This is a genomic window from Streptomyces sp. IMTB 2501, assembly GCF_001953885.1.
Lineage (GTDB): Bacteria > Actinomycetota > Actinomycetes > Streptomycetales > Streptomycetaceae > Streptomyces.
The window spans coordinates 1-22254 of record NZ_MQUS01000018.1; the positions used below are offsets into that span (position 1 = coordinate 1).

Here is a 22254-nt window from a genome sequence, read left to right on the forward strand (position 1 = left end):
GTCACCGTCGGCGAGCCGCTGATGGTGCTGGAGATCGAGTCGCGCACCGCTTCGCTCGTCGTGGTGGGCAGCCGCGGGCTGGGTGCGTTCAGCGGCCTGCTGCTCGGTTCCACCGCCGTGCATTTGGCCGCGCACGGCCGTTGCCCGGTGCTGGTGGTGCGGGGCAGACCGAAGCCGACCGGTCCCGTGCTGTTGGCGGTGGACGGCTCCCCGGCAGGCGAGCGCGCTGTCGAGTTCGCCTTCGCCGAAGCGACGATGCGCGGTGCGGACCTGCTGGCCCTGCACGTGTGGAACACCTGGAGCGAACGGGCCTACGAAGGGCCGGGCGACCCGCTGAACATGGTGGTCGACATCGACCGGCTCCGCGAGGAGGAGCAGCGGCTGCTGGACGACACCCTGTCTCCGTGGCAGACGCGCTACCCCCAGGTCACGGTGGAGCGGCGCCTGGTGCGCTCCCGGATCCGCCCGGCGCTGATCGAAGCGAGTCACGACGCGCAGCTGGTCGTAGCCGGCGCACGTGGCCGCGGTGGCTTCACCGGCCTGCTGCTCGGCTCGGTCAGTCAGGCCCTGCTGCATCACGCACACTGCCCTGTCGCAGTGATTCGCGGCAACGAGTGACCACGGTTTTCTGCCCGTTGGGGGTCGGTCGTCCGACGTGGAAGACGGGGCGCAGGCTTGGAAACTTCCGACGGGGTATCAGGCAGACGACAAGAAGGGCTTCGTGGATCACGTCGCGCCATTCCCATCGGATGCGCAAGAGGCAGAATCCGTAGGTCTGCAAAACTCCGTGATCAAGCACGCTGTGCATGGTTGGCAACCGGAAAGCCCCATGCCGCCTACCCGTGGGGCAGCTTCAGGTCGCGGCCCGAGAGCCGCCGACCTAATCTGGCAGAGAGGCCTTTGCACCTTGGGCATACCGAGCGTGATGCTGCGGGGCCGGCCCCGAGACGTGGCCTTTGCATTCGGTCCGGCTGCAACGTCACACGTGACCGTCGGCAGGTCCACCGTCGGCTGAAGCAGATGCTTCAAACGTGGCCAGACGCCCGTTTCTTCACCGCATGATTCTGGTCTCCCGCCAAGGAGGAAGCCATGCATGCGAAGCAACTCAGAGTCCTCCTCGCAACCCCGGTGGCCGCCGCCGCACTTCTGCTCCCGCTGTCCGCGAACGCGCAGGCCCTCGTGGCGCAGTCTGTGTCGGCGGTAGCGGTCGCACAGCCCGACTCTCCCAGGGTCACCCCATACGACCAGGGCTACAAGGACGGATACCGGGACGGCCTGACGTACGCCCGTGACTGCATCCGCGGCGACTCTCGTGGACGGAACGGCAAGCCCGGGGCTTCTGCTGAGTACAACCGCGGCTACGTCGCCGGCATCATTGCGGCATACCGCTACGGCCACCGGACCTATTGTGGATTTGGGCGCTCCTGACAGGTGGTGCCCCGGCCGCCGGGCCTTTTTACGTCCGGACGGCAGGTCGGCGCGGGAGCGGGGCCCTGTCGGCAGCGAACGGGATCGTCACCTCATGCGCGGCAGCGTGTGCTGTGCCGGATGCCCTGGCAAGGTGAGCGGAGCGGGCAACGGGCTGGGCAAGGTCGAGGTGAAGTTCCGGTGGGAGACCCGAGCCTCGTACGGGGAACCGCTTCGGCAGGCTCTTGGGCGAAGGGGACCATTCGGGCAACAAGAACGGGGGACGCCTCTGTCTACGGTCCGGGTGGATAGTTCTGGGTGTTCCCGGAGTACCTGTCTGGGTCGACAAGGACGCTTGTGAGGGCGGCGGCGTCCTGTCGGTCAGCGCCGGAACAACAGGAGAGCGCTCGCGAGGAGTGTCAGGAAAACGCCGTAGACGCGGGTGAGTCGACGGGGGCTGGTGCTGATCGCCAGGCGCGCACCGAGGTAGGAGGCCGGTACGGCGAGGCCGGTGTAGGCCAGCGCCACCCGCCAGTCGATGTGACCGAGCGCCCAGTGGGCAAACGTGCCGGGCACCGCCAACGCGGCGGAGACCGCCAGTGACGTGGCCAGCGCCCGCTTGACCGGCAGCCGCAGCACGAGCAGGTACAGCGGGGTGAGCAGAAATCCGCCGCTGTTGGCCAGCAGCCCCGACACGAGTCCCACTGTGATGGCGACCGCTACCAGCCGGACCCGCAGGAAGCCCGCCTCCCGCCGGCGCTCCGGCGGTTCCTGCGGGTACACCACCAGGCGCACCCCGATCGCCGCGACCACGCCCTCGGTGGTCCGTACCAGCAACTCGCCGCCGACGTACGGGGTCAGCAGCGCTCCGCCGACCGTCGCCGGCACCCCGACCGCGATACTCCACGCCAGTGTGCGCCGGTCCACATAGCCCCGTTCCCAGTACGCCCCGGAAGCAGCCAGGGTGATCGGCACCGTGGCCGGCAGGGGAGAGCCCAGGGCCAGGAATGCCGGAACCCCGGCTGCGTGCAGCAGTGGCGTGCCCACAGCGGAACCACCCGCGCCGAACAGCCCGGCGAAGAACCCCACCGCCGCGCCGGTCAGGGCGACGACCCACCAGGTCTGGGTGAAGTACCCCGGATCTGCGCCAGGCCACCGGGTCTCCAGCGCGGTGCGGATGGCTGGAGCGAGATCAAGGCCCTGGGCGACGTGCGGGTACCCGAGGTCCACCAGGCTGGGCAGGCAGCGGCGGATCATCAACAGGGCAGGGAAGACGAGCGGTTGGAACGCCGTCGGGTCGGAGTCCGCTGCGACACCGCCAGATCCAGCTGACAGTTCCGGCGGATCGGCTCGAAGACCCACTCACGCGAGCTGTACACGAAGAGGTCTCCCGACACGGCCTTGATCAACGAGTACAGCGTGACTGGCCGAACGGCCCAAGCGCCTCATTACGCCGAGAGCGGCATGTCACACCTCATCGGACCGGGCAATCCCTCTCCGCCCCGGCGGGTGCTGTGGTGAGGACAGGGCGCAGCATTCCGGTGCTCAGGCGGGTGACGAGGGGAACGGCGACCCGGCCCAGGAGACGGCTGACAAGGTAGGCGACGGGCAGGGCGAGGAGGGCTGCGCCGAGCACGTCATGGGGATAGTGGTCGCCGAGGTAGACGCGGGTGAAGCCCTCGAAGAAGGCGAAGACGGTCGCGATGACGGACAGGCGGCAGTCGAGCAGCCACAAGGCGGCAACCGTGGCGAAGGCGGTGGTGCTGTGGCCGCTGGGGAAGGCGTAGTCGCTGCGGGCGGGACAGGCGCTGACGAAGTAGGCGTGCGGTACGGAGTAGCACGGCCGCACCTCCGCGATCAGCTTCTTGGCGACCTCGGCGACTGCGAAGGCGGCCACGACGGCCACGGGTGCGGCCAGGGCGAGGGTCATGGCGCGGGCGTCGTGACGGCGGGCGTTCCACCAGCCGACCAGCATCAGGACTGCGAAGACGCCCAGGCCGGCGTTGGTCCACAGGGCGAGGGGGGTGTTGAGCCACTTCGTGTCGTGGGCGAAGTCGGTGACGGTGGTGAACAGCGAGCCGTCGATGCCGGATCCGTCGAACGCGAGCTGGACCGCAGGGTGGACTGTCATCGGGTCGAATCTCCCAGGTCAGTGCCATGGGCCGGGAGTCGCACATCAACGCACCGACATCCACGGACTTGCGGAAGTCCGGATGCCGGTGATGTGCGGCCATGGGGTAGCGCACCGCCTGGACACGCCGCTGGTGTGCGGACGAGGCCGGGCGATGACCTTCTACATCATGTAGAAGGTCTACGTGACTGTAGACGATCGCTGGGGAGGTAGCCAACCGATGAACACGGGACAGGTTCCAGGCGTAGGCCGGGCGGTCGGCGCGCTTGAGACGGAGACTCTGGCCATGCTTCAGTCCTGCGGGCAGGCGCTGAGGTCCGGCGAGGTCCCGCCGACGCCTCGACGGCAGCCTGGCGTACAGCGCGGCATTGCTGTGCCGAACCCCTGTCGCCCCTCGGCCTCTTGCGCTGTGATGCGCACCCCCTTTACCGCATCCCGGCACTTCTTGACGATCGGATAGCCCTCCGTACTGCCACTGTTCGCCAGTATGACGTGGGGAGTTGGGGGTGGAGTCGAGATGTGTGTTGCCTGTGGGGGGACAGTGCCTCGGGCGGCGGGGGAGGTCTTCGCCGCGCGTTGCCTTCGATGAAGGAGCGGCATGGCAGGGTTCATACGCGGGCGCCGACGGTGGCGTCTTGCGGCGGGGGCGGCCGTCGTGGGTGCGATCGCTGCGGTCACGCTGGTGCCGGGCTCGGCGTCGGCCCATGAGGAGCACCACCCCGCGGCCCACAAGGTCGGCCACGTGTGGACGATCATCCTGGAGAACAAGTCCTACGAGTCCACGTTCACCGGCCTCAACCAGAACAGCTATCTGTGGAAGACGCTGCCCAGCTACGGGGAGCTGCTGACGCAGTATTACGGCACCGGCCACTACAGCCTGGACAACTACATCAGCCTGGTATCCGGGCAGGCCCCGGCGCCGGACAACCAGAACGACTGCCCGCAGTACAAGAACGTCGCGCCGGGGACGCCTGCGGCCGACGGCCAGGTCAACGCGTCGTCGGGCTGCGTGTACCCGTCGTCGGTGAAGACCCTGTTCAACCAGCTCGACTCCAAGCGTGTGCCGTGGAAGGTCTACGCCCAGGACATGGGCAACACCGCCACGCGGGAGAACGCCTACCAGTGCGGCGTGCCCGGCAGCCCGTCCGGCAGCGGCGTGCCGGACCCCGGGGGTGCGACGGCGGCGGACCAGTACGTGCCCAAGCACAACCCGGCGGCCTGGTTCCACTCCGTGATCGACAACCCGAAGGACTGCGCGAACGTCGTCCCGCTGAACGGGCTGCCCGCCACCGCCGGCCACAAGGCCGTCTCCGGTCTGGCGCAGGACCTCAAGAGCGAGGCGACCACGCCGCGCTTCTCCTGGATCACCCCGAACAACTGCTCCGACGCGCACGACGCGACGTGCAAGGGCGACAACCTCTCCGGTGACCCGAACAACCACCAGGGCGGCCTGTATGCCTCGGACAAGTTCCTGGAGAAGGTCGTCCCCGAGATCATGGCCTCGCCCGCGTTCCAGCACGACGGCATGATCCAGGTCATCTTCGACGAGGCGTTCCCGCCCTACAAGATGTACGGCAACTCCATCGCCGACTACACCGGCAACGCCGACAAGAGCCTGAACACCCCCACGGACACCGCCCAGTCGGTGGTGGCGTGCTGCAACGAGCTGCCCGGACCGAACACCTCCCAGCCCGGCGACCAGGCGTTCGGCCAGGACACCACTCCGGGTGGCGGCATCACCGGCGCGGTGTTCATCTCCCGCTTCATCAAGCCCGGTTCGGTCAGCGAGCAGCCCTACAACCACTACAGCTGGCTGCGCAGCATGGAAGACCTCTTCGGTCTGCGCACCGGCGGCACCGACGGCCGCGGCCACCTCGGCTACGCCGCCGCCGACGGACTGCGCCCCTTCGGCCCGGACGTCTACAACAACCCCAGCGGCAACGCTCTGCCCCCGGCGCCCTCCGGAAGCATCGTCTACCCGGCCGTCGCCAGCCGCCACGACCGGGAACACCCGATCGTCAACCCCACACCGGCCGGAAGCACCCAGCACTGATGACCGACTCGCGCCCGGTGGCGCACGGTCGGCCCGGCATCCGCCGGGCCGGCCCCCGCCGCCCGATCCCTCACGCCCTCGGCCTGGCCCTGGCGGCAACCGCGCTGGCCCTGACCGGCTGCTCCAGCCACGCCGCACCGGCCTCGGCGTCCACATCCGCCTCCGACAGCGCCGCCGACACCGTCAAGAACCTGGGCGCGGTACCGATCCCCACCCCGCCCACCGCCCAGGCCACCCCGACCGCCGACGACAAGCACCTGCAGCTCGTGGCGATGGGTGACGCAGTCCACGCCCGCCTGCCCGGCGTCCAGGCCGTCATCCGCGCCTCCGGCCCCGCCGAGGACCTGCCCACGCGCAGCGGCAGCCGCCCGCCGGACCACACCACCGGCACGATCACCATCAGGGCCGACCAGGTCACGGCACCCCTGGCTGTGCGCGCCGGCGACTTCTCCTCCCACGACGAACAGGGCAAGAACGTCGCCCTGACCGCGACCTCGGCCAACAGTGTCACCGCGTCACCCGGGCACTCGGCGACCCTGACGCTGCACGGCACATTCCGCTCGGGCGCGGCCGAACTGACCTGGCGCCACGCGGGCAAGGTCATCGCCATCTGGGACTTCAACATCGAACTCGACTGACAACACGGCTGCGCAGCCCCGCCTCGTCCGCTTCGTCGGGGCTGCCTGCGGCCCATCGGGCCTGCTGTGGTACCCCGAGGATGATGATGTTACCCCGGTGCCCGAAAGGTTCGGTGACCGATGTAGTGTTCTGTCGACCGGCCTCCCGGCGGGGGAACGTGAGCCGTGGGGCAACGAGGAGGGCGCGGAGTCGGGAGGGCTGGAATCCGTCCGGGGCTCCGCGCCCTGCACCCTCGTCCAGAGCGCTGTCCCTCTTCGCTGGCTCGGCAGGCTGGGCTGCCCGGGGCGGGAGTCTGGCGACGGGTGGTGCGGAGATGTCGTCGTGAGAGGGAGCGGGCACGTGCAGGGAGCAGCGAAGATCGCGGTTGTCGGGGGTGCGGTGTCGGTGGCTGTCGCCGGGGTCGCGTTCACCTGCTATGCCCTGGGACAGCCGGGGGCGGGCGGCGATGCCTCGGCGGCCACGCGTTCCGGCGGGGCGAAGCCGGTGAACACTACCCCGCCGTCTGCCCAGGAAGTTCTCAGCACGGCGAAGGCGTTCCTCGCCGCCTGGCAGGCCGGTGACACGGCGAAGGCGGCGGCGCTCACCGACAACGCCAGCGAAGCGGGCACGCAACTGGCCTCCTTCAAGAGCGGTCTGCACGCCACGTCGCTGACGCTGACCGGTGGCAAGCGCGTGACCGGCTTCCAGGTCCCGTTCTCCGTGGGGACGCACCTGGACTACGCCGGGCAGAAGTCGACCTGGTCCTACGACTCGTCGCTGACCGTGGTGCGCGGCACGGACGGCCACGCGGTGGTCAAGTGGATGCCGTCGGTGCTCTATCCGAAGCTGGCGGCAGGTCAGTCGGTGGTGGTCGCGTCGGCCGGCGCCCCACCGGTCAAGGCAGTGGACCGCAACGGCAAGGTACTGGCCGCGGCCCAGTACCCGTCGCTCGCTGGGATCCTCAGCCAGTTGCAGGCCCAGTACGGGACGAAGATGCAGGGCACTCCCGGCAGCGAGATCCGCGTCAAGAACGCCGACGGCAGCGCCGGGCGGGTGCTGCGAGTGCTCGCGCAGGGCAGGGCGGGAAAGCCGCTGCCCACCACGATCGACGCGAAGCTGCAGGCCGAGGCGGAAAACGACGTCAAGAAGCAGGGCCCGGACGCGTCGGTGGTCGCCGTCCAGCCCAGCACCGGTGACGTGCTGGCGGTGGCCATGACCCCGGCCAAGGGCTTCGACAAGGCGTTCCAGGGCACCTACGCGCCCGGCTCCACCTTCAAGGTGATCACCGCCTCGACCCTGCTGGAGAGCGGCAAGTTCACCCCGAGTACGCCGCTGAACTGCCCCCAGTACTTCTCCTACGGGGGCCTCACCTTCCACAACGTGGACAAGATGAAGATCGACCATGCCAACCTGGCCATGGACTTCGAGGCGTCCTGCAACACCGCCTTCATGTCGACGGTCCAGGTCCTGCCGGACGGTGCGGTGGAGAACGAGGCACGTGACGTGTACGGCTTCGGCCTCCACTGGAACACCGGCGCGCCCAGCTTCGACGGGAGTGTGCCGACGACCGGCGGCGCCTCGAAGGCGATGACGTACATCGGCCAGGGCAAGGTCCTCGTCAGCCCGCTCGACATGGCATCGGTGGCCGCCACCGCCAAGGCAGGCGTGTTCCACCAGCCGGTGATCGTGCCGGTCTCCGTGGACAACCGGCAGATCGCCAAGGCGCCCCGGCAGATGAGCGCCTCGGCCGACGCGGCCCTGCGCCAGCTGATGAAGCTCACGGCACAGCAGGGCACCGCGGCGCCGACCATCGGCAATCTGAGCGGCGACGTCGGTGCGAAGACCGGCACTGCCGAGGTGGATGGGCGGCAGAAGCCCGACAGCTGGTTCGTCGCCTACCGTGACGACGTGGCGGCGGCGGCCGTGGTGCCCGCGAGCGGTGAGGGCTACAAGTTCGCGGGGAAGATCGTCACCGCCGTCCTCGCCGCGAGCTGAGACAGCAGCAGGACGACTCAGCGAGTGACCTTGGCGACCGACAGCTATGAATGAGTGGGCTCTGCGCAGTGCGGGTCGGACCCGGACAGCTCCCTCGCCGACGCTGACGGTCGTGGGGCAACCCCGGGCCCGCGCCGCCGTGTGGATGTCCGGGGCAGGAGTCGCGCTGTTCGCTCTGGTGGGCGCGAGCGCACCCAACCACAACACCCTCAGGGCACCGATCCCGTGGCTCCGGCTGCCCGTCATGCCTGGCACCGTCTCCATGGCGCTCACCTGCGCGGCCATCGTGCTGTCGTGTGTGGGCATGCTCGGCATGCTCAACGCCCATGGGCAGGGCTGGAGTCCGAACCCCAGGCTCCTGCTCCGCGTCGGCGTGCTGGCCGTGCTCGTCGTCGCCGATCTCACCCCGGTCGGCTCCTCCGACACCGCCAGTTACGCCGCGTACGGCCGTATCGCCGCGCTCGGCGGCGACCCGTACCTGACGACCCCCGCCCAACTGGGCGGTGCCTACGCCCATCTGGTGAGCGACTCATGGCAGCACACCCCGTCCGTGTACGGGCCGATCGCGAGGTGGTGGCAGGCCGTCGCGGCCTTCGCCGGAGACGATCGGCCCTGGCTGACGATATGGGTGCTGATGCTCGCGAACGCCGCCGCGTTCCTGGTCACCGGCTACCTGCTGATATGCACCGCCGACGATCCGATCCGGGCCGGCCTGCTGTGGATCGCCAACCCGCTCCTGATCGGCGTGCTGGTCGCGGGCGGGCACCTGGACACCCTCGTGGCCTGCCTGGCCGTCTGCGCGGTCCACTTGGCCCGCCGGGCGACCCGATGGCACCACGACCTGATCGTCGGCGGGCTGGTCGGACTGGCGTGCGGCGTCAAAGTGAGTGCCGCTCTGCTCGGCGTCGGACTCGCCTGGCCGATGCTGCGTTCAGGCAACTGGCGACAGATGGTCCGACAGGCAGGCGCGGCCGTGCTGACGCTGGTCCTTCTGTACGGCGCTTACGGTTTGCACGCCCTCGCCCCGCTGTCCGCCGCTTCCCATCTGGTGTCCACCCCCTCGCTGTGGGCGGTGTTCGACCGGTTCGCCGCCGCGGTCCTGAACCCTCGCGCGGCCGAGACCGCCACCGGCGTCCTGTGGCCCCTGCTCCTGCTCGTGCTGGCCTGGATACTCCACCGCCGCGTCCCGGCGGACACTCCCGCGGCCGTCGCCGTACCGTTCGTGCTCGCCTTCGCCTGGGTCCTCGCGGCACCGTGGTCGATGCCCTGGTACACCGCTCTCGCCTGCGCACTGGCCGCCTTGTCCCGCCCAAGCCGCCTCACCCAGTACCTCATCGCGACCACCGCCGTCCTGGCCCTGGTCCACAACAGCGGTGGTCACGGCTGGACGTGGTGAAAGACCACAGGGGGTGTGACCCAGACATGGTCTGAGGGCGGGCACGCTGGGGTGCCTCCAAGGCCAAGACCGACGCGGGCGACAGCATGAAGCTCGCCGACTACCTGCGCACCGACGGCCACCTGCTGCCCCGGCTGGAACCCACCGAGCAGGCCACCCTCGACCTGCAGGCCCTCACCCGGACCCGGGCCGACCATGTCGAGGCCAAAGTCGCCGCCCTCAACCAGCTCGCCGCCCTGCTCGACGAGCACTGGCCCGGCGGCAAAGCCGTCTTCGCCAGCCTGGACAGCGACATCGCCCTGGCCTTCCTGGAGCGATACCCCACCCCGGCCGCCGCGACCAAGCTCACCGCCGGACGGTTTCAAGCCTGGTGCAAGCGCCGCGGGTACTCCGGCCGCCAGCCCGGCAACGTCCTCATCGAGCGCCTGCGCGCCGCTCCGAAGGCCGCCTCCCGTCTCAGCGACACCGTCGTGGCTCAACTCGTCAGCATCCAGGTGGCGCAGGTGCAGGGCATACGCGCCACTATCCACGCCCTGGACAAGGCCATCGCCGAGGCGGTCGAGACCCACCCCTACGCGCCGCTGTTCGCCACCATGCCGCGCATCGGCACGGTCAGCCTCAGCCAGGTCATCGGCGAGATCGGCCCGATCCTGGAACGCGCCCAGACCTGCGAACAGCTCATCGCCGAGGCCGGCGTCGTCCCCGTCACCCGCGCCTCGGGCAAGTCCCGCACGGTCGCCTTCCGCTTCGCGACCAACCGCAGAGCCCGCGTCGCCCTGACTGTGTTCGCCGACAACAGCCGACACGGCAGCGAATGGGCCGCCAAGATCTACAACGACGCCCGGGCCCGCAAGAAGCGACACCCGCACGCCATCCGAATCCTGGCCCGCGCCTGGCTGCGCGTGATGTGGGCCTGCTGGCGCGACGGCACCTGCTACGACCCCGTCACTCACCAAGCCAACAACAAGATCAACACGCCCGTCGAGAAGCCTCTGCCAGCATAGAGGTTGACTCAGGAAACTCACATGCTCACCGCCTTCCCGTACTGACAGGCAGGAAGAGGCTCAGGTGTCGCCTGGTCGGACGACCGTCATGATGCGGATTTCATTACTCATCATGTCACCGAACGGCATGATTTGAGGCTTATCGCGAGGCTGTCAGGAATACTCCGGAAACGTGTCACAGGCCGCTGTGATCAACCCCGACGGCGGGCGCCGGGTGGCGGGGTCAGACGCGGCAACGCGCGCGGCGACCGCATCGACGCCGGGCCGGGCGTACCGCTCCGGGGAGGCGAAGCCGCCCGTCGCGGCCCGCCCCCCGCCCAATCGTGATCCGGCTGACGACTACAGGCCGCGTGTGTCGGGACAGGAATCCCCTGCCGCTGTGGGGACGATACTGGCCGGGCGCGGCAGGCTGTCCGGGGTCTGCCGGACGGCATGTCAGAGGTGTGACGTGGATTTTGCGACGTTGGCGGTGATCTCGCTGGCGGCGCTGCTTGGCCCGCTGCTTGCGCTGCCGCAGCGCTGGCACGTGCCCGTCGTGGTCGGGGAGCTGACCGCGGGGGTGGTCCTCGGGCCGAGCGGCGTCGGCTATCTGCGGCCCGGTAACGGGACCTTCGCCTTTCTGGCGGACATCGGCTTCGCGCTGGTGATGTTCGTCGCCGGGTCGCACGTCCCGGTCCGGGATCCCGGCATGCGTGCCGGACTGCGGGTCGGGGCCCTTCGCGCACTCCTCGTGGCTGTGCTGGCCGTGCCGTTTGGCCTCGGGATCGCCGCGCTGTTCGGTACCGGGCATCCGGCCTTGTACACGGTGCTGCTGGCCTCGTCATCGGCGGCGTTGATCCTGCCGGTGATCGACTCGCTGCAGCTGCGGGGCACGCCGGTGCTGGAGCTGCTGCCGCAGGTGGCACTCTCGGACACCGCCTGCATCGTGGCGCTGCCCCTGGTCATCGAGGCGCAGCGGTCCGGGAGAGCGGCGCTGGGGGCGCTGGCCCTGACGGCCTGTGCGGCCGTCTGCTTCGTGCTCCTGCGTCACCTCGAGCGGACAGGAAGCCGGCGGCGCCTGCACCGGCTGTCACAGAATCGCAAGTGGGCCCTTGAGCTGCGCATCAGCCTGACGATCGTCTTCCTTCTCGCGGCTGTGGCGGTGCGCACGCACGTCTCGATCATGCTGGCCGGGTTCTGCTTCGGGCTCGTGGTGGCGGCCATCGGAGAACCGCGGCGACTGGCCCGCCAACTCTTCGCGGTAACGGAGGGATTCTTCGGTCCGCTGTTCTTCCTTTGGCTCGGCGCCTCACTCGACCTGCGCCAGCTCGGCCGGCACCCCTCGTTCATCCTGCTCGGACTGCTCCTGGGAACAGCCGCCGTCGCGGTCCACGCCGCGATGCGACTGACCGGCCAGCCCGCCTCGCTCGGCACGCTCTGCGCGGCGCAACTGGGCGTGCCCGTGGCCGCCGCGACACTCGGCTCTCAACTGCACGTGCTCAAACCCGGCGAAGCCGCCGCACTGATGCTCGCAGCGCTGGTGACCATCGCGGCGGCGGGCGGCGCGGGCAGCCTGGCCGCCCGCGCCGCGCCGACGAACGCCCCAGCCACGAGCCAGTAGCCCACTGCCGATGCGGTCAGGGGTCCGAGGCCGACCAATGAAGACAAGCACCACCATCAGGGCGGGGCCTCGGCTCAGGTCAGCGTAAGGATGACGAACAGCACCCCGTGTGGCCCCGGCCTCGGGGCTGATGCGTTCGCAGGCTTCGAGATCAAGTAGCTGGAGAGCCGCCGAGGATCCAGCGTCGTCGGCCTGAGGGAACTCGCACTGGCTCGCGCCCCTGGCCGCCATCTCACCAACCTTTTCCGCCTGCACCACGTTCCATCCGCCCCGCCCCGGCACTGCCGATGGGAGGGTCAGGAGCGCGGTTACGAGCAGACGCTCCAGGTCTGGCAAGCGTCGCCGCGCCGGCGGTACCCGAGCACCGTCGCTCGACCCCGTTCGGCCTGGACTTGCAGAGGCAGCTCCTGCCGGGTTGGGCCAGCCGCACAACCGAGGGAGCTCCGGCCTGTTGCTGCCTGCTTGATCACCTCTCATATGAACAGACGGGGCGAAGGCAGCCATGCCTTGCAACCGCTTTGACGGCAGCCGAGATGGGCCTGCAGCACCGCCAGCGTGACCAGCTCCGCGTCGCTCAACCTCGGCGCGATACCCACCGACGGGCGCCAGGTGCCAGCTGAGGTGATTGTTTCAGCAGGTCGTCGGCCCTCACGTACAGGGCGGTGGCCAAGCTGTCGAGATCCGGCTCCACCGATGTCTCCGCCTCCCCTCGAGCTGAGGAACATGGAGTGCGAGGCGGGACCTCGCTACCGAATCAGGTGATCACACTCTTCGACGGCACTTTCGTAACTGCCCAGAAGGAAGGTGTGGATCGCCGTCAGTTGGTCGCCGGAGAAGGCGGCCATCAACCGGCGGCTGCGGGCGTCCATCCCTTCGTAGAACGAAGCGATCCGTTCGAGTCCTGGTGCCGAGGCTTCGACGAGTACGCGTCGGCGGTCCTGCGGGTCCGGTTTACGTCTGACGTATCCCGCCTTCTCCAGGCGGTCGATCATGTGCGTGACCGCGCCGGTGGTGCGCCCGAGCTGAGAGCTGAGTGCGCCGGCAGTGGAGGCTCCGGCGCGGTTGAGTACGTGCAGGCAGAGCAGATCGGTCTGTGCGATGCCGAGTTGCTGGGCGATCAGGTCGTTCAGGCGTCCCAGAGTTCCGGCGAGGTCCGTCATGGACGCAATGATCCGGTTGGCCAGTTCGTCGTTCTGGTCGTCCTGCGGTTTGACGGGCATGCGAGGCACCATTTATCTTCGCGATTCAGATACTTAGTTTTGCAGATACTGTACCCGATGCATCACTTCTGCGGACTGGAGGGTCTGATGCCGACCCCGGTTCGGGTCGTGCTCCCTTGGAAGGAGTCCTGCCATGGACGGCTGGTATGTGGACGACCGCTGCATCAACTGTGATGCCGCCCGACAGCTCGCGCCCGACCTGATCGGCGAGGCCGGCGGACGTTCGAAGTTCCTGCGCCCGCCGAACAGTGAGGCGGAGACGCGGCGCCTCCAAGCGGCCGCCTTCGCCTGTCCCACACGCTCGATCCGCCCGGCGGCCGGGCGGCCGGACCAGGCGCTCGACCCTTTTCCGATGGCCCTGGACGCGGGCGTACTGATGTGCGGGCACAACTCCAGGCACACTGCCGGGGCCAACTCGTACCTGCTGCTGCGGCCGTCCGGTACGGTCATGATGATCGACACACCTCGCTGGAGCCCTGAACTCGCCGAGCGTTACGCGGCTTCGGGCCTCGTCACCGATGTGCTGCTCACACACCGGGACCACGCCGCACACGGCCGCCGCTACGCGAACCATTTCGGCGCCCAGCTGTGGATCCACGAAGGCGACCTCGACGCGGCACCGGACGCGGACCAGGTGATCCGGGGCCTGGAACCCGTGGAGATCAGCGAGGGAGTCACCGCCCATCCACTGCCGGGCCATACCCGGGGCAGCATGCTCTACCTCGCGGATGACCGGTACTGCTTCAGCGGAGACAGCTTCTACTGGTCACGCGCCACCGGTGATCTGAAAGTCACGGAGAGCGTGACCTGGTACTCCATCGAGGAGTTGGCCGCCTCCTTGGCCAGGACGGCCGGACGCCTGCGATTCGAATGGATTCTGCCAGGCCACGGTGACCGCCACCGCCTGACCGCCGACGAGATGTCCCGGCGGCTGCGAACACTGGCCGAACGCACGCGGCTGCTGGAGCCCAGGCCGATCGACTTCACGGCCGTCCGCTGGTGAGGGACCGGCCCAACCGGCAACAGCATCCGCGCAGCCGCACGCCCGACATCGCCGTCTCGGCATGCAACGCGCCCGAGCAGACCCATCCACGTGCTACAGACAAGGACGCACCATGACGATCCTGGGAACCCTCCTGAAGAACAAGCGCGCCGGCGAAGCCAACCTGGCCTGGAACCTCCCCGCCATGGCCGGCCCCGAGGTGCTGGGCCTTCACAGCGCCGATTTCGCACACGAGAGCGTCATCCCCAAGGCCCACGTCGGCAAGCGCGCCGGCGGCGAGAACCGCTCTCCTGCTCTGGCCTGGAGCGCCACACCCGAAAGCACCGCCGAACTGTTGCTGGTCGTCGAGGACATCGACTCTCCCACCCGCACCCCGTTCGTCCACTGTGTTGCCCTACTCGAACCCGATCTCGTCACGCTGCCCACCGGAGCCTTGAACGCAGGGAGTCCGGTCCAGGGAGTGCGGGTACTTCGCTCAGGAATGGGCCGCGGCTACCTGGGCCCCGAACCGATCAAGGGACACGGCGTGCACCGGTACGTCTTCCAATTGTTCGCCCTGCCCACCGCCATCACCTCGGCAGAAGGCAACACAAGGCTGGACACAGCCAAGCCCAGAGCGGTGCTCGCCACCGTGAGCGGTCCGGTCCTGGCCCGCGGCCGCCTCGACGGTCTCTACACACGCTGACATCGCACCGACGGCGCAACAGCAACGCTAGAACGTTCCGTTACACCGGGTTCAAGCCCACACAACCCACGCCTTGGAAGCAATCATCTAGTCAAGGGTGGTCTTCAGGCGACGCCAGCAGATGATGCTGCAGCCGAGGCTGAGGAAGGCTTCGTGGAGGTCGTCGCGGATCTCCCAGCGGATGCGCAGGCGGCGGAACCAGTGCAGGAGCGCGAAGGCGGCTTCGACGACCCAGCGGTGGACGCCCAGGCCGGAACCGTGCCCGGTCCCACGGCGGGCTATGACCGGGCGGATGCCCACCTCACGCACGGCACGGCGGTAGGTGTCGTAGTCGTAGCCGCGGTCGGCGTACAGCATGCCGGGGCGCCGGCGGGGCCGCCCTCGCTTGCCCCTGACCGGCGGCACGGCGCGGACCAGGGGCATCAACTGGGTGACGTCGTGGCGGTTGCCGCCGGTCAGCGAGGCAGCGAGCGGGATGCCGTGTGCCTCCACGATCACGTGGTGCTTGCTGCCCGTCCTGCCCCGGTCCACCGGGGACGGCCCCGTCTTCGCGCCGCCCTTCATCGCCCGCAGATGCGAGCCGTCCACCGCGGCCCGGGAGAAGTCCAGCAGACCGGCCGCCCGTAACTCGGCCAGCAGCAGCTCGTGCAGCGCCTGCCACACCCCTGCCTCCTGCCAGTCCCGCAGCCTGCGCCAGCACGTACTTCCCGAGCCGTAGCCCAGCTCCTGCGGCAGGAACTCCCACGGGATGCCCGTGTACAGCACGAACAGGATCCCGCTGAGTACCTGCCGGTCATCCAGACGCTTGCGCCCCGGATACCGCCTCCGGCGTTCGACCACCGGCAGCAGCGGAACGATCCGCTCCCACAACCCGTCCTCGACCTCCCACGGCCTCCGCTGCCCCACACCCCACCCCGATCCACCGGATGCAAGAACAACACCGACTAACGGCCTGTCATTCCAAGGCAACAGTCGGTCATTTTGCTAGGAGCCCTGATATGTAGGCCGTTTTGTCAAGTGGGCGTGTGAATCTGGCCTCTTCCCGGGTGGGAGGGGCTGCGGTAGGGGCCGGTGGGAGCGTGTCCGGGGTGTGCATGTCGTGGCGACGACGCGCGGTCAGCCTGATATGCGCGGGTTGGATACCGCATGACCGAATGTGCGTCGGGAACGGGCCGCTTGTCTAACATCGGGCGTGGCCTGCGGAGACAGGTTGCCCATAGGGCTACCGCGGGTCGTTCCTCGCGCTGCACGGTCCCCGGACACGCTCCCACCGGCGGTTAGCGGGAGGAGTTGATGCCGTGTCAGTCCTCCATGATGGCCAGGCTCCAGCACCATCCGGACAGTTCCCGGGCGACGGCCACCGCGCTGACAGTGGAGCGTTTGCGGCGCGCGTCCAGATTCGTCCAGCGTTGGTGCAGACGGCGGTTGCCCTGCTCTGCGCGCTGGCGGACCGGGGCGGGGGCCCGGTCGAGCCGGGCGCGCAGGGCGACACCCGGGCGCCGGTAGGGCCGGCGGTGGTGCCAGGCCGCCTCCACCAGCAGCCGCCTGGCGTGGGTGTTGCCGGTCTTGGTGATACCGCCCTGGCGCCGCTGGTCCCCGGAGGAGTCCTCGCTGGGCACCAGCCCCAGGAAAGCGCCGATCGTCGAGCCGGTGAAGCGGCGCCAGTCACCGATCTCGACCGTCAGGCCGAACGCGGTGAGCGTGCCGACCCCACGCAGGCAGGACAGACGGGCCACGACGGGAGCCCAGTCGGGCTGCCCGGCGAGCTCGGTGATGGCCGCATCCAGCCGGGCCCGGCGCGCTTCAAGGCCCAGCACCGTCTCCAGTGCCTCGTCATAGGCCACCCTCAGTCCCGCCTGGTCGAAGCGGTGGCCAGTCAGCCACTGATGATGCACCGCGGTCCAGGCTTTGCCGTCGGTGTAGACGATGCCCTGGCGCAGCAGCAGCTTGGACAGCCTGTGGCGCGACCGCATGAGATCGGCGCACACGTCATCGCGGGCCCGGGTCAGGTCCCGGGCAGCCTCCTGCTCGATGGCGGGCACCCGCACCGCGGGCAGTTCGTCCAGGTGCAGCAGCTTCGCCAGCCGCTGGGCATCACGCTTGTCGGTCTTGACCCGGTCCCCGGCCGGCCGCTCCATCTTCGACGGGGCCGCCACCACACACCGGATGCCGATCTCGTCCAGGGCCCGGGCCAGCACGAAGCCGGTCGGCCCGGCCTCATAAGCGACAGCGGCCGGCTGCGGCAGAGCCTGAGCCCAGGCCACCACATCGGCGGTGTTCGCAACGAGGCGCTCGCTGAACACTTCACCGGTCTCGTAGTCCAGCGCCCAGGCCGTGGTGGAACGCGCATGGACATCCAGGCCGACCGAAGTACGCTCNNCGACTCCGAGGCGGTCACACCCACCGACGCTTCATACGGTCTAAGTGGCCGGTCATCGTGGACGAGGCCACATGGCGGGCGGCGAAGCACGTCCTTGAGGACGAGAGCCGGGCGACGAGCCGGGGACCGGGCCGGCGGTGGCTGCTGTCGGGGATCGCCCGGTGCGGTGTCTGCGACGACGGGACGACCGTGACGTCCGGGTCGCGGGGCGGCCCGAAAGGCACGCGGGGGCTCACGGCGCCGCTGTACCGGTGCCGGAAGATGAAGCACCTGGCGCGCGGTACGCAACCGATCGACCTCACCGTCGAGGAGTACGTGATCCGGCGCCTGTCGCGCTCCGACGCCGTCGATCTCCTCGTCGACGAGACCGCACCGAGGGCGGAGGAGCTGTGGGCGAAGGCCGTTGCCTTGCGGTCCCGAATCAGGTCCCTGACCGACGAGTTCGCGGATGACGACGATGCGGACGCCGCCGTATTCAAGGCCGCTATCCGCAGGATCAAGGCCCGGCTGGCTGACGTCGAGGCGCAGATGGCGCACCTGCAGCGGGCGCGCATCCTGGTGGACATCGTGACCGCCGAAGATTGCGCCAAGGCCTGGAAGGATCTGACGCTGGACCGGCAGCGCGCGGTGGTCGAGACGCTGGCCACGGTAACGCTCCTGCCCGGCCGTCCGGGCAGGGCGCCGTTCGATCCGCGAACGGTACGGATCGAGCCGCTCCAGGGGTTGGGCTGATCCCGCGGGCGGAGCAGCCCGCGCAAGGGGTGCGTGTTCAAGGCGCACCCTTACGGCGGATGCCGCTCGCTCGCCCCTGTGTGACTGTTGACTCGCAGGGCCCCACAGGTTGCCGATGGCCAGTTTTCGCCCGGACGGCCGGGCACCGACGGGAAGATCGGCAGACCAGTTCACGGCCACGTGGTCGTCACAGATCAGGCTGTAGGCGCTGCTTGAGGAGTCGTCGCCTGCGGTCGGCCGCTTCCACGCCCAACAGCCGGTCGCTGCTCGTCGCCACCCTCAGACTCCCACCACTCGGCGACAATGCGCAGCGCGTGGGCGTCTGAAGTCCTGGCCCGCTCGTACGACCACAGTTCGTAGCGCTCCTGCGGCTTGCTGAGGGGATGGTACGAGCGCAGGTTGCATACGATCACGCCAGTGCGATCGATGTCACTTGCCAGATCGTCGGGCGGCTGGAGGTCAGTGCCGTAGAAGGGATTCACCGCCAGGAGGCCGACGACCCAGTCTTCCCCGTCCCAGCGCTGATCGGCGGGCTCGATGACGTACCCCAGCACTTGCAGCGGGATGCGGCTGTCGAATCGCTCTCGGGTGACTGACCGTTCGACCAGTGGACGGAAGTAGCCGCGGCTGGGGACGTCGAACTGCCGGTAGAGCTGCTGCAGCGAGCCAGGGTCCAGCGGTATTCCGATGAGCTGGAAGGAGACATTGCAGCGCATGACGTGGCGCGTTTCGTCTGCGGAGATGCTGCCTGACACGGTGTAGAAACCGCCGTCACAGACTTCGAAGTAGACGAACTCCTCGCTGTGGTGGGGATCTTCAAGCTCACTGGTCCGTCCTTCCCAGTTCCTGAGGGCCTCGGCAAAGCCATCGGCGCCACAGCCATGCCAGTTCCGGCCATGCTGCTGGATGCTCCACTGACTCCGCTCTCCCATCCACCCCAGTTCGTTCAGCGCTTCAAGGAGGCGGAGGAGGTCAGGCTGGCCCCATGCGGTGACCGGCATATCCAGGCACACGCCGCTTCCCGCAGCCGGCACCCAGTCGACATCGGGCAGGTCGAGGCAGAAGACCCCGGGGCTGAACCCTCCTGCTCCGTAGAACCATGGCACCGTGTTCCCGCTGCCGTTGAGCAGCCTGTAGCGGCTCGTAGGCAACTTCCCTGCCTTCTTGCCCGAACTGCGGGCGGCCTTCTCGGCCTCACGCTCCTTTTCGCCGCGATGGACACGCCCGTGGACAACGAGTTCATCGTGTTTCAGGCGAAGAAGGCGGTCCAACTCTTGCGGGTCCCTCAACGCCCTGAGGATGTCGACCTCGTCGAAGACGAGGACCAGTCCATCCCTGCGGTCCCCGACGATCGCCTCGCCCGCTTGCTCGGTGATCCCGGACATGGTGAACAGCAGAGCCACAACAGTGCCGTCGAGACGGCCCAGGCGGCTGCGGACCGCATCTACGACCTTGGATCCGGCAGGTCGGCGCTCCCACTTCGCTTCGACGAGATAGCGGTGGCTGTGGGAGATGACCGCGAAGTCGGTCTGCCGGGGGCGCGCCATCCTCGGGTTGTGCACGACCTGGTAGTGAGCCTGTCGGAACATCCGCTCCAGCAGCGCTTCCAGCTTGTAGCCGCGGCGCTGCGCGTTGGAGACCGACCGCAGAACGGCCAGATCCCGGAGCAGATCCGACTGATGCCAAGGCTCGATTTCGAGGTCGTCGTCCGCTGAGTCAGGGCGTTCCTCGTCGTGGATGGCCATGACTGGTCATCTTGGCGTACGGCTACGACAACGCGGCCCCGCCAGCGGGGCCGGCTGCCCCAGGGCACCCACTCATCGCTCAAGGCCCGTCATCACGAGGTGGCGGGCTGGACCTCGCAGACATGAGAGCCCTTTCACTGCGCACAGAAGAAGGGGAGGATGACGACTGGGAACCCGACTTCGACGTCATGTGACGACGATGCCGGGCACCTTGCGCGCTTCGAGGGCTACTGCCGGAATCCCCCATTCTCTGCGACCATCTGCCCATGGTCGGCAGCAGTGATCGTGCAACGCTTCGCGCCCTGCTAGACAACGCCGTCGCGCCTCTCAGCAACCTCACGCACACCGTGCTGAGTCAGGCCTTCGAGCGATTGGGCATGCCGGCGATCCCCCAGAACGCCGGCAGCAAGCCGACCCGGGTTGAACAGAGCCTTCACCAGGTACCCGACACGGAACTGCCACGACTGGCCCAACGCGTCCTACAGCAGCAGGACTTCCCCTTCCCTGTGCGCCCGCCGCTCCGCCATCAGCTCGAAGACCTGCTGTGGGAAGAGGGCGCACCACCCAGCATCCCCAAGAAGGCCCGCCGTGAACTGGCGCGCGCCCTGTATCTCCCGGATCTCACCCAGCACCATGACCGCTTCCTACATCTACTCGATCGCCTCTGGGTGATCGAGGGACCGGACCTTTCCTTCGACGAGGCCAGCGCGCTGCTGCTGAACGGCACGCGCCCGGTAACGCTGAAGGACCTCATCGAGAAGCACGTCTTCCGCAACAAGGAGGACTGGTCGACCGAGCGGCTCTTCGACAGCCTCGGTGCGTACGAGGCAGGGGACGCCAGGTTCGCCCGCTTCCTGGAAGGCCTGGTCTCGGCGGACGTTCTCCTTGACGAGCACCTGCAGGAGAAGACAGCCAGCACGATCAACGATCACCTCCGCGCCCATGGGATCGAGTTGCGGCCAACCAGCAACGACGGCGGCTACCCGCTCTTCACCCTGGTGTCGACGCGCCTGCACAGCAACCGGAAGCCGAAGAACATCATTTTCGCTTCCCTCGGGAAGCCGGACATCCGTTTTCGGTCCTCGGTGGACAACGACATCGAGATCGTCGGTGGGCCACCAGGTGCCACCCTTGTCTATGACCGAGAGATTCCTGTCGAGGGATTGCGTTGGCATGACCTGCACCGCTGGTGGCAGGACGCCCACGGGTTCACCAGCGAGAGCGACGCCGGTGAAGATCTTTACCAGCGGCTCCTCAGGAGCCTGCCGGGCAACTCACCCGGTCAGAGGAACCTCTTCACGGCCTACCGTACGGCTCGCCCCTTCTGCGCGGATGACCTTGCCCTCCTGCCCGAGGTATGGCTGCACTGGGATCCCAAGACCGTTAAGGAACGCGGCCCCGAAGCGTTGCTGCGTTCCCGCATGGACTTCCTTCTGCTGCTGCCCTTCGGACAGCGTGTCGTCCTTGAGATCGACGGAGTACAGCACTACACGCGCGACAACGGCCGTACCCCCGACACGGCCAAATACGCGGACATGGTCGCCGCCGACCGGGATCTCAAGCTCAGGGGCTACGAGGTCTTCCGCTTCGGCCACGACGAAGTGAAACGGCCCGAGGACGCCAAGGATCTTCTACTCCAGTTCATCCCGGACATGTTCAGCCGCTTCAGAGGCAGACTCTGAAGCCGCAGAGGGGCCCGCTGCCGCGGGACGCCGTCAGGGCCGCGCTCGCTGAGCAGTGCCTGAGGAGCAGGGATGAGCCTCCGGGACCGGCCAGGTTCCGGAGGCTTCGTCGTCATCGTCCCGCCCCACTGCCAGCACGGGCGTAAGCGTTCGTTGCCCAGATGCCCAACGCCTTCACTCCGATCACCCCCGCGGAGCCGTAAACGCTCGTATCCCAGCCCCGGGCGCAGCGGGACACTGGACGCGTGTCACGAGGACTCGGCCGAGTGCAGCGGGCCGTGCTGGCGTACGTGCTCAGCGAGCCCGGCGGCCGCAGCAATGTCGACGGCACCCCGCTGGCCGCCTCGGTCACCCGGCCTCGCCTGCGTCATCTACGGCATTTCCGCGCGGCCTGTACGGGCCGGTGCAGGACTACGTAGACGGCGTCCTGGGCGACTGACGCGTTCCTGAAGTGTGGCTGCTGCTGGTGCGTCGGTTACAGGCGCTTCGCTGTGCGGTCGCGCAGCAGCAGCCACTGACTCGTGTCGGCGCCGCCTGAGCTCGCAGCCGGTCCATGCGAGGCGAGGCGAGGCGAGGCGGGAGGGTGCCCCCTGCGGGCAGGGC

At 68.5% G+C, this 22254-nt stretch carries 19 protein-coding genes and 2 pseudogenes; 14 read left to right on the forward strand and 7 right to left on the reverse strand.

Translation table 11 applies throughout. The features are described from left to right. A partial coding sequence (locus AV521_RS27815; protein WP_107481043.1) for a universal stress protein occupies positions 1 to 618 on the forward strand: 618 nt, incomplete at its 5' end. A 471-nt stretch (positions 619 to 1089) separates the two neighbouring features. Beyond that, a complete protein-coding gene (locus AV521_RS27820; protein ID WP_076091883.1) occupies positions 1090 to 1428 on the forward strand; it encodes a hypothetical protein in 339 nt (112 codons plus the stop codon). A gap of 360 nt (positions 1429 to 1788) precedes the next feature. Here the strand turns inward: AV521_RS27820 and AV521_RS27825 are convergent, their stop codons facing one another. Together AV521_RS27825 and AV521_RS27830 are read right to left on the reverse strand one after the other, a co-directional pair. Then, positions 1789 to 2664 (reverse strand): sulfite exporter TauE/SafE family protein, encoded by an 876-nt coding sequence (locus AV521_RS27825; protein WP_079249428.1) that lies wholly within the window; start codon positions 2662 to 2664, stop codon positions 1789 to 1791. 217 nt (positions 2665 to 2881) lie between these two features. Continuing rightward, entirely contained in the window at positions 2882 to 3538 is a 657-nt protein-coding gene (locus AV521_RS27830; protein WP_076091885.1) for a phosphatase PAP2 family protein, read from the reverse strand. A 598-nt stretch (positions 3539 to 4136) separates the two neighbouring features. On the opposite strand from AV521_RS27830, the gene AV521_RS27835 reads away from it, so the two are divergent. From AV521_RS27835 to AV521_RS27860, 7 genes and pseudogenes are all read left to right on the forward strand, one after another. After that, positions 4137 to 5591: an alkaline phosphatase family protein gene (locus AV521_RS27835; RefSeq protein ID WP_079249429.1), complete on the forward strand. Its 1455-nt coding sequence runs from the start codon at positions 4137 to 4139 to the stop codon at positions 5589 to 5591. Continuing rightward, positions 5591 to 6229, forward strand: coding sequence for a hypothetical protein (locus AV521_RS27840; protein WP_076091890.1), 639 nt, complete (start codon positions 5591 to 5593; stop codon positions 6227 to 6229). The genes AV521_RS27835 and AV521_RS27840 overlap by 1 nt, the downstream gene beginning before the upstream one ends. Positions 6230 to 6569: 340 nt before the next feature. Continuing rightward, entirely contained in the window at positions 6570 to 8204 is a 1635-nt protein-coding gene (locus tag AV521_RS27845; protein ID WP_076091892.1) for a penicillin-binding transpeptidase domain-containing protein, read from the forward strand. Positions 8205 to 8316: 112 nt separating this feature from the next. Then, positions 8317 to 9600, forward strand: a complete 1284-nt coding sequence (locus AV521_RS27850; RefSeq protein WP_143658656.1) for a hypothetical protein — start codon at positions 8317 to 8319, stop codon at positions 9598 to 9600. A gap of 65 nt (positions 9601 to 9665) precedes the next feature. Further along, positions 9666 to 9845: pseudogene (locus AV521_RS51145) on the forward strand (transposase); the annotation flags it as partial. Positions 9846 to 9908: 63 nt separating this feature from the next. Then, positions 9909 to 10604, forward strand: a complete 696-nt coding sequence (locus tag AV521_RS52785) for a transposase (protein ID WP_371917071.1) — start codon at positions 9909 to 9911, stop codon at positions 10602 to 10604. Between the two features lie 469 nt (positions 10605 to 11073). After that, positions 11074 to 12204, forward strand: a complete 1131-nt coding sequence (locus tag AV521_RS27860) for a cation:proton antiporter (RefSeq protein WP_256725707.1) — start codon at positions 11074 to 11076, stop codon at positions 12202 to 12204. A 527-nt stretch (positions 12205 to 12731) separates the two neighbouring features. Here the strand turns inward: AV521_RS27860 and AV521_RS51155 are convergent. Then, positions 12732 to 12895 (reverse strand): annotated as a pseudogene (locus AV521_RS51155) (IS982 family transposase); the annotation flags it as partial. A 55-nt stretch (positions 12896 to 12950) separates the two neighbouring features. Beyond that, positions 12951 to 13424, reverse strand: a complete 474-nt coding sequence (locus tag AV521_RS27870; protein WP_076091900.1) for a MarR family winged helix-turn-helix transcriptional regulator — start codon at positions 13422 to 13424, stop codon at positions 12951 to 12953. Positions 13425 to 13557: 133 nt separating this feature from the next. Here AV521_RS27870 and AV521_RS27875 point away from each other — a divergent pair, with 133 nt between their 5' ends. Beyond that, entirely contained in the window at positions 13558 to 14427 is an 870-nt protein-coding gene (locus AV521_RS27875) for an MBL fold metallo-hydrolase (RefSeq protein ID WP_076091902.1), read from the forward strand. Positions 14428 to 14539: 112 nt separating this feature from the next. After that, positions 14540 to 15112 (forward strand): YbhB/YbcL family Raf kinase inhibitor-like protein, encoded by a 573-nt coding sequence (locus AV521_RS27880; protein ID WP_076091904.1) that lies wholly within the window; start codon positions 14540 to 14542, stop codon positions 15110 to 15112. Positions 15113 to 15199: 87 nt separating this feature from the next. Here the strand turns inward: AV521_RS27880 and AV521_RS27885 are convergent, their stop codons facing one another. Together AV521_RS27885 and AV521_RS27890 are read right to left on the reverse strand one after the other, a co-directional pair. After that, a complete protein-coding gene (locus AV521_RS27885) occupies positions 15200 to 16018 on the reverse strand; it encodes an IS5 family transposase (RefSeq protein WP_076091906.1) in 819 nt (272 codons plus the stop codon). 395 nt (positions 16019 to 16413) lie between these two features. Further along, the gene (locus AV521_RS27890; RefSeq protein WP_076091908.1) at positions 16414 to 17472 is read right to left on the reverse strand and encodes an IS110 family transposase; all 1059 of its coding nucleotides are present in this window, start codon (positions 17470 to 17472) and stop codon (positions 16414 to 16416) included. A gap of 281 nt (positions 17473 to 17753) precedes the next feature. Here AV521_RS27890 and AV521_RS27895 point away from each other — a divergent pair, with 281 nt between their 5' ends. Further along, positions 17754 to 18224 carry a hypothetical protein gene (locus AV521_RS27895; RefSeq protein WP_143658657.1) on the forward strand — a complete coding sequence of 157 codons (471 nt, stop codon included), beginning with the start codon at positions 17754 to 17756 and terminating at the stop codon, positions 18222 to 18224. Positions 18225 to 18418: 194 nt separating this feature from the next. Here AV521_RS27895 and AV521_RS27900 read toward each other — a convergent pair whose 3' ends face one another. Then, positions 18419 to 19969, reverse strand: coding sequence for a restriction endonuclease (locus AV521_RS27900; RefSeq protein WP_076091912.1), 1551 nt, complete (start codon positions 19967 to 19969; stop codon positions 18419 to 18421). Positions 19970 to 20235: 266 nt separating this feature from the next. Between AV521_RS27900 and AV521_RS27905 the strand changes: the two genes are divergently transcribed. Continuing rightward, on the forward strand, positions 20236 to 21651 hold the full coding sequence (locus tag AV521_RS27905) for a hypothetical protein (RefSeq protein WP_076091914.1): 1416 nt from the start codon (positions 20236 to 20238) through the stop codon (positions 21649 to 21651). A 245-nt stretch (positions 21652 to 21896) separates the two neighbouring features. Continuing rightward, positions 21897 to 22070, forward strand: coding sequence for a hypothetical protein (locus AV521_RS49450; protein ID WP_179023430.1), 174 nt, complete (start codon positions 21897 to 21899; stop codon positions 22068 to 22070). The last annotated feature ends 184 nt before the right edge of the window (positions 22071 to 22254 follow it).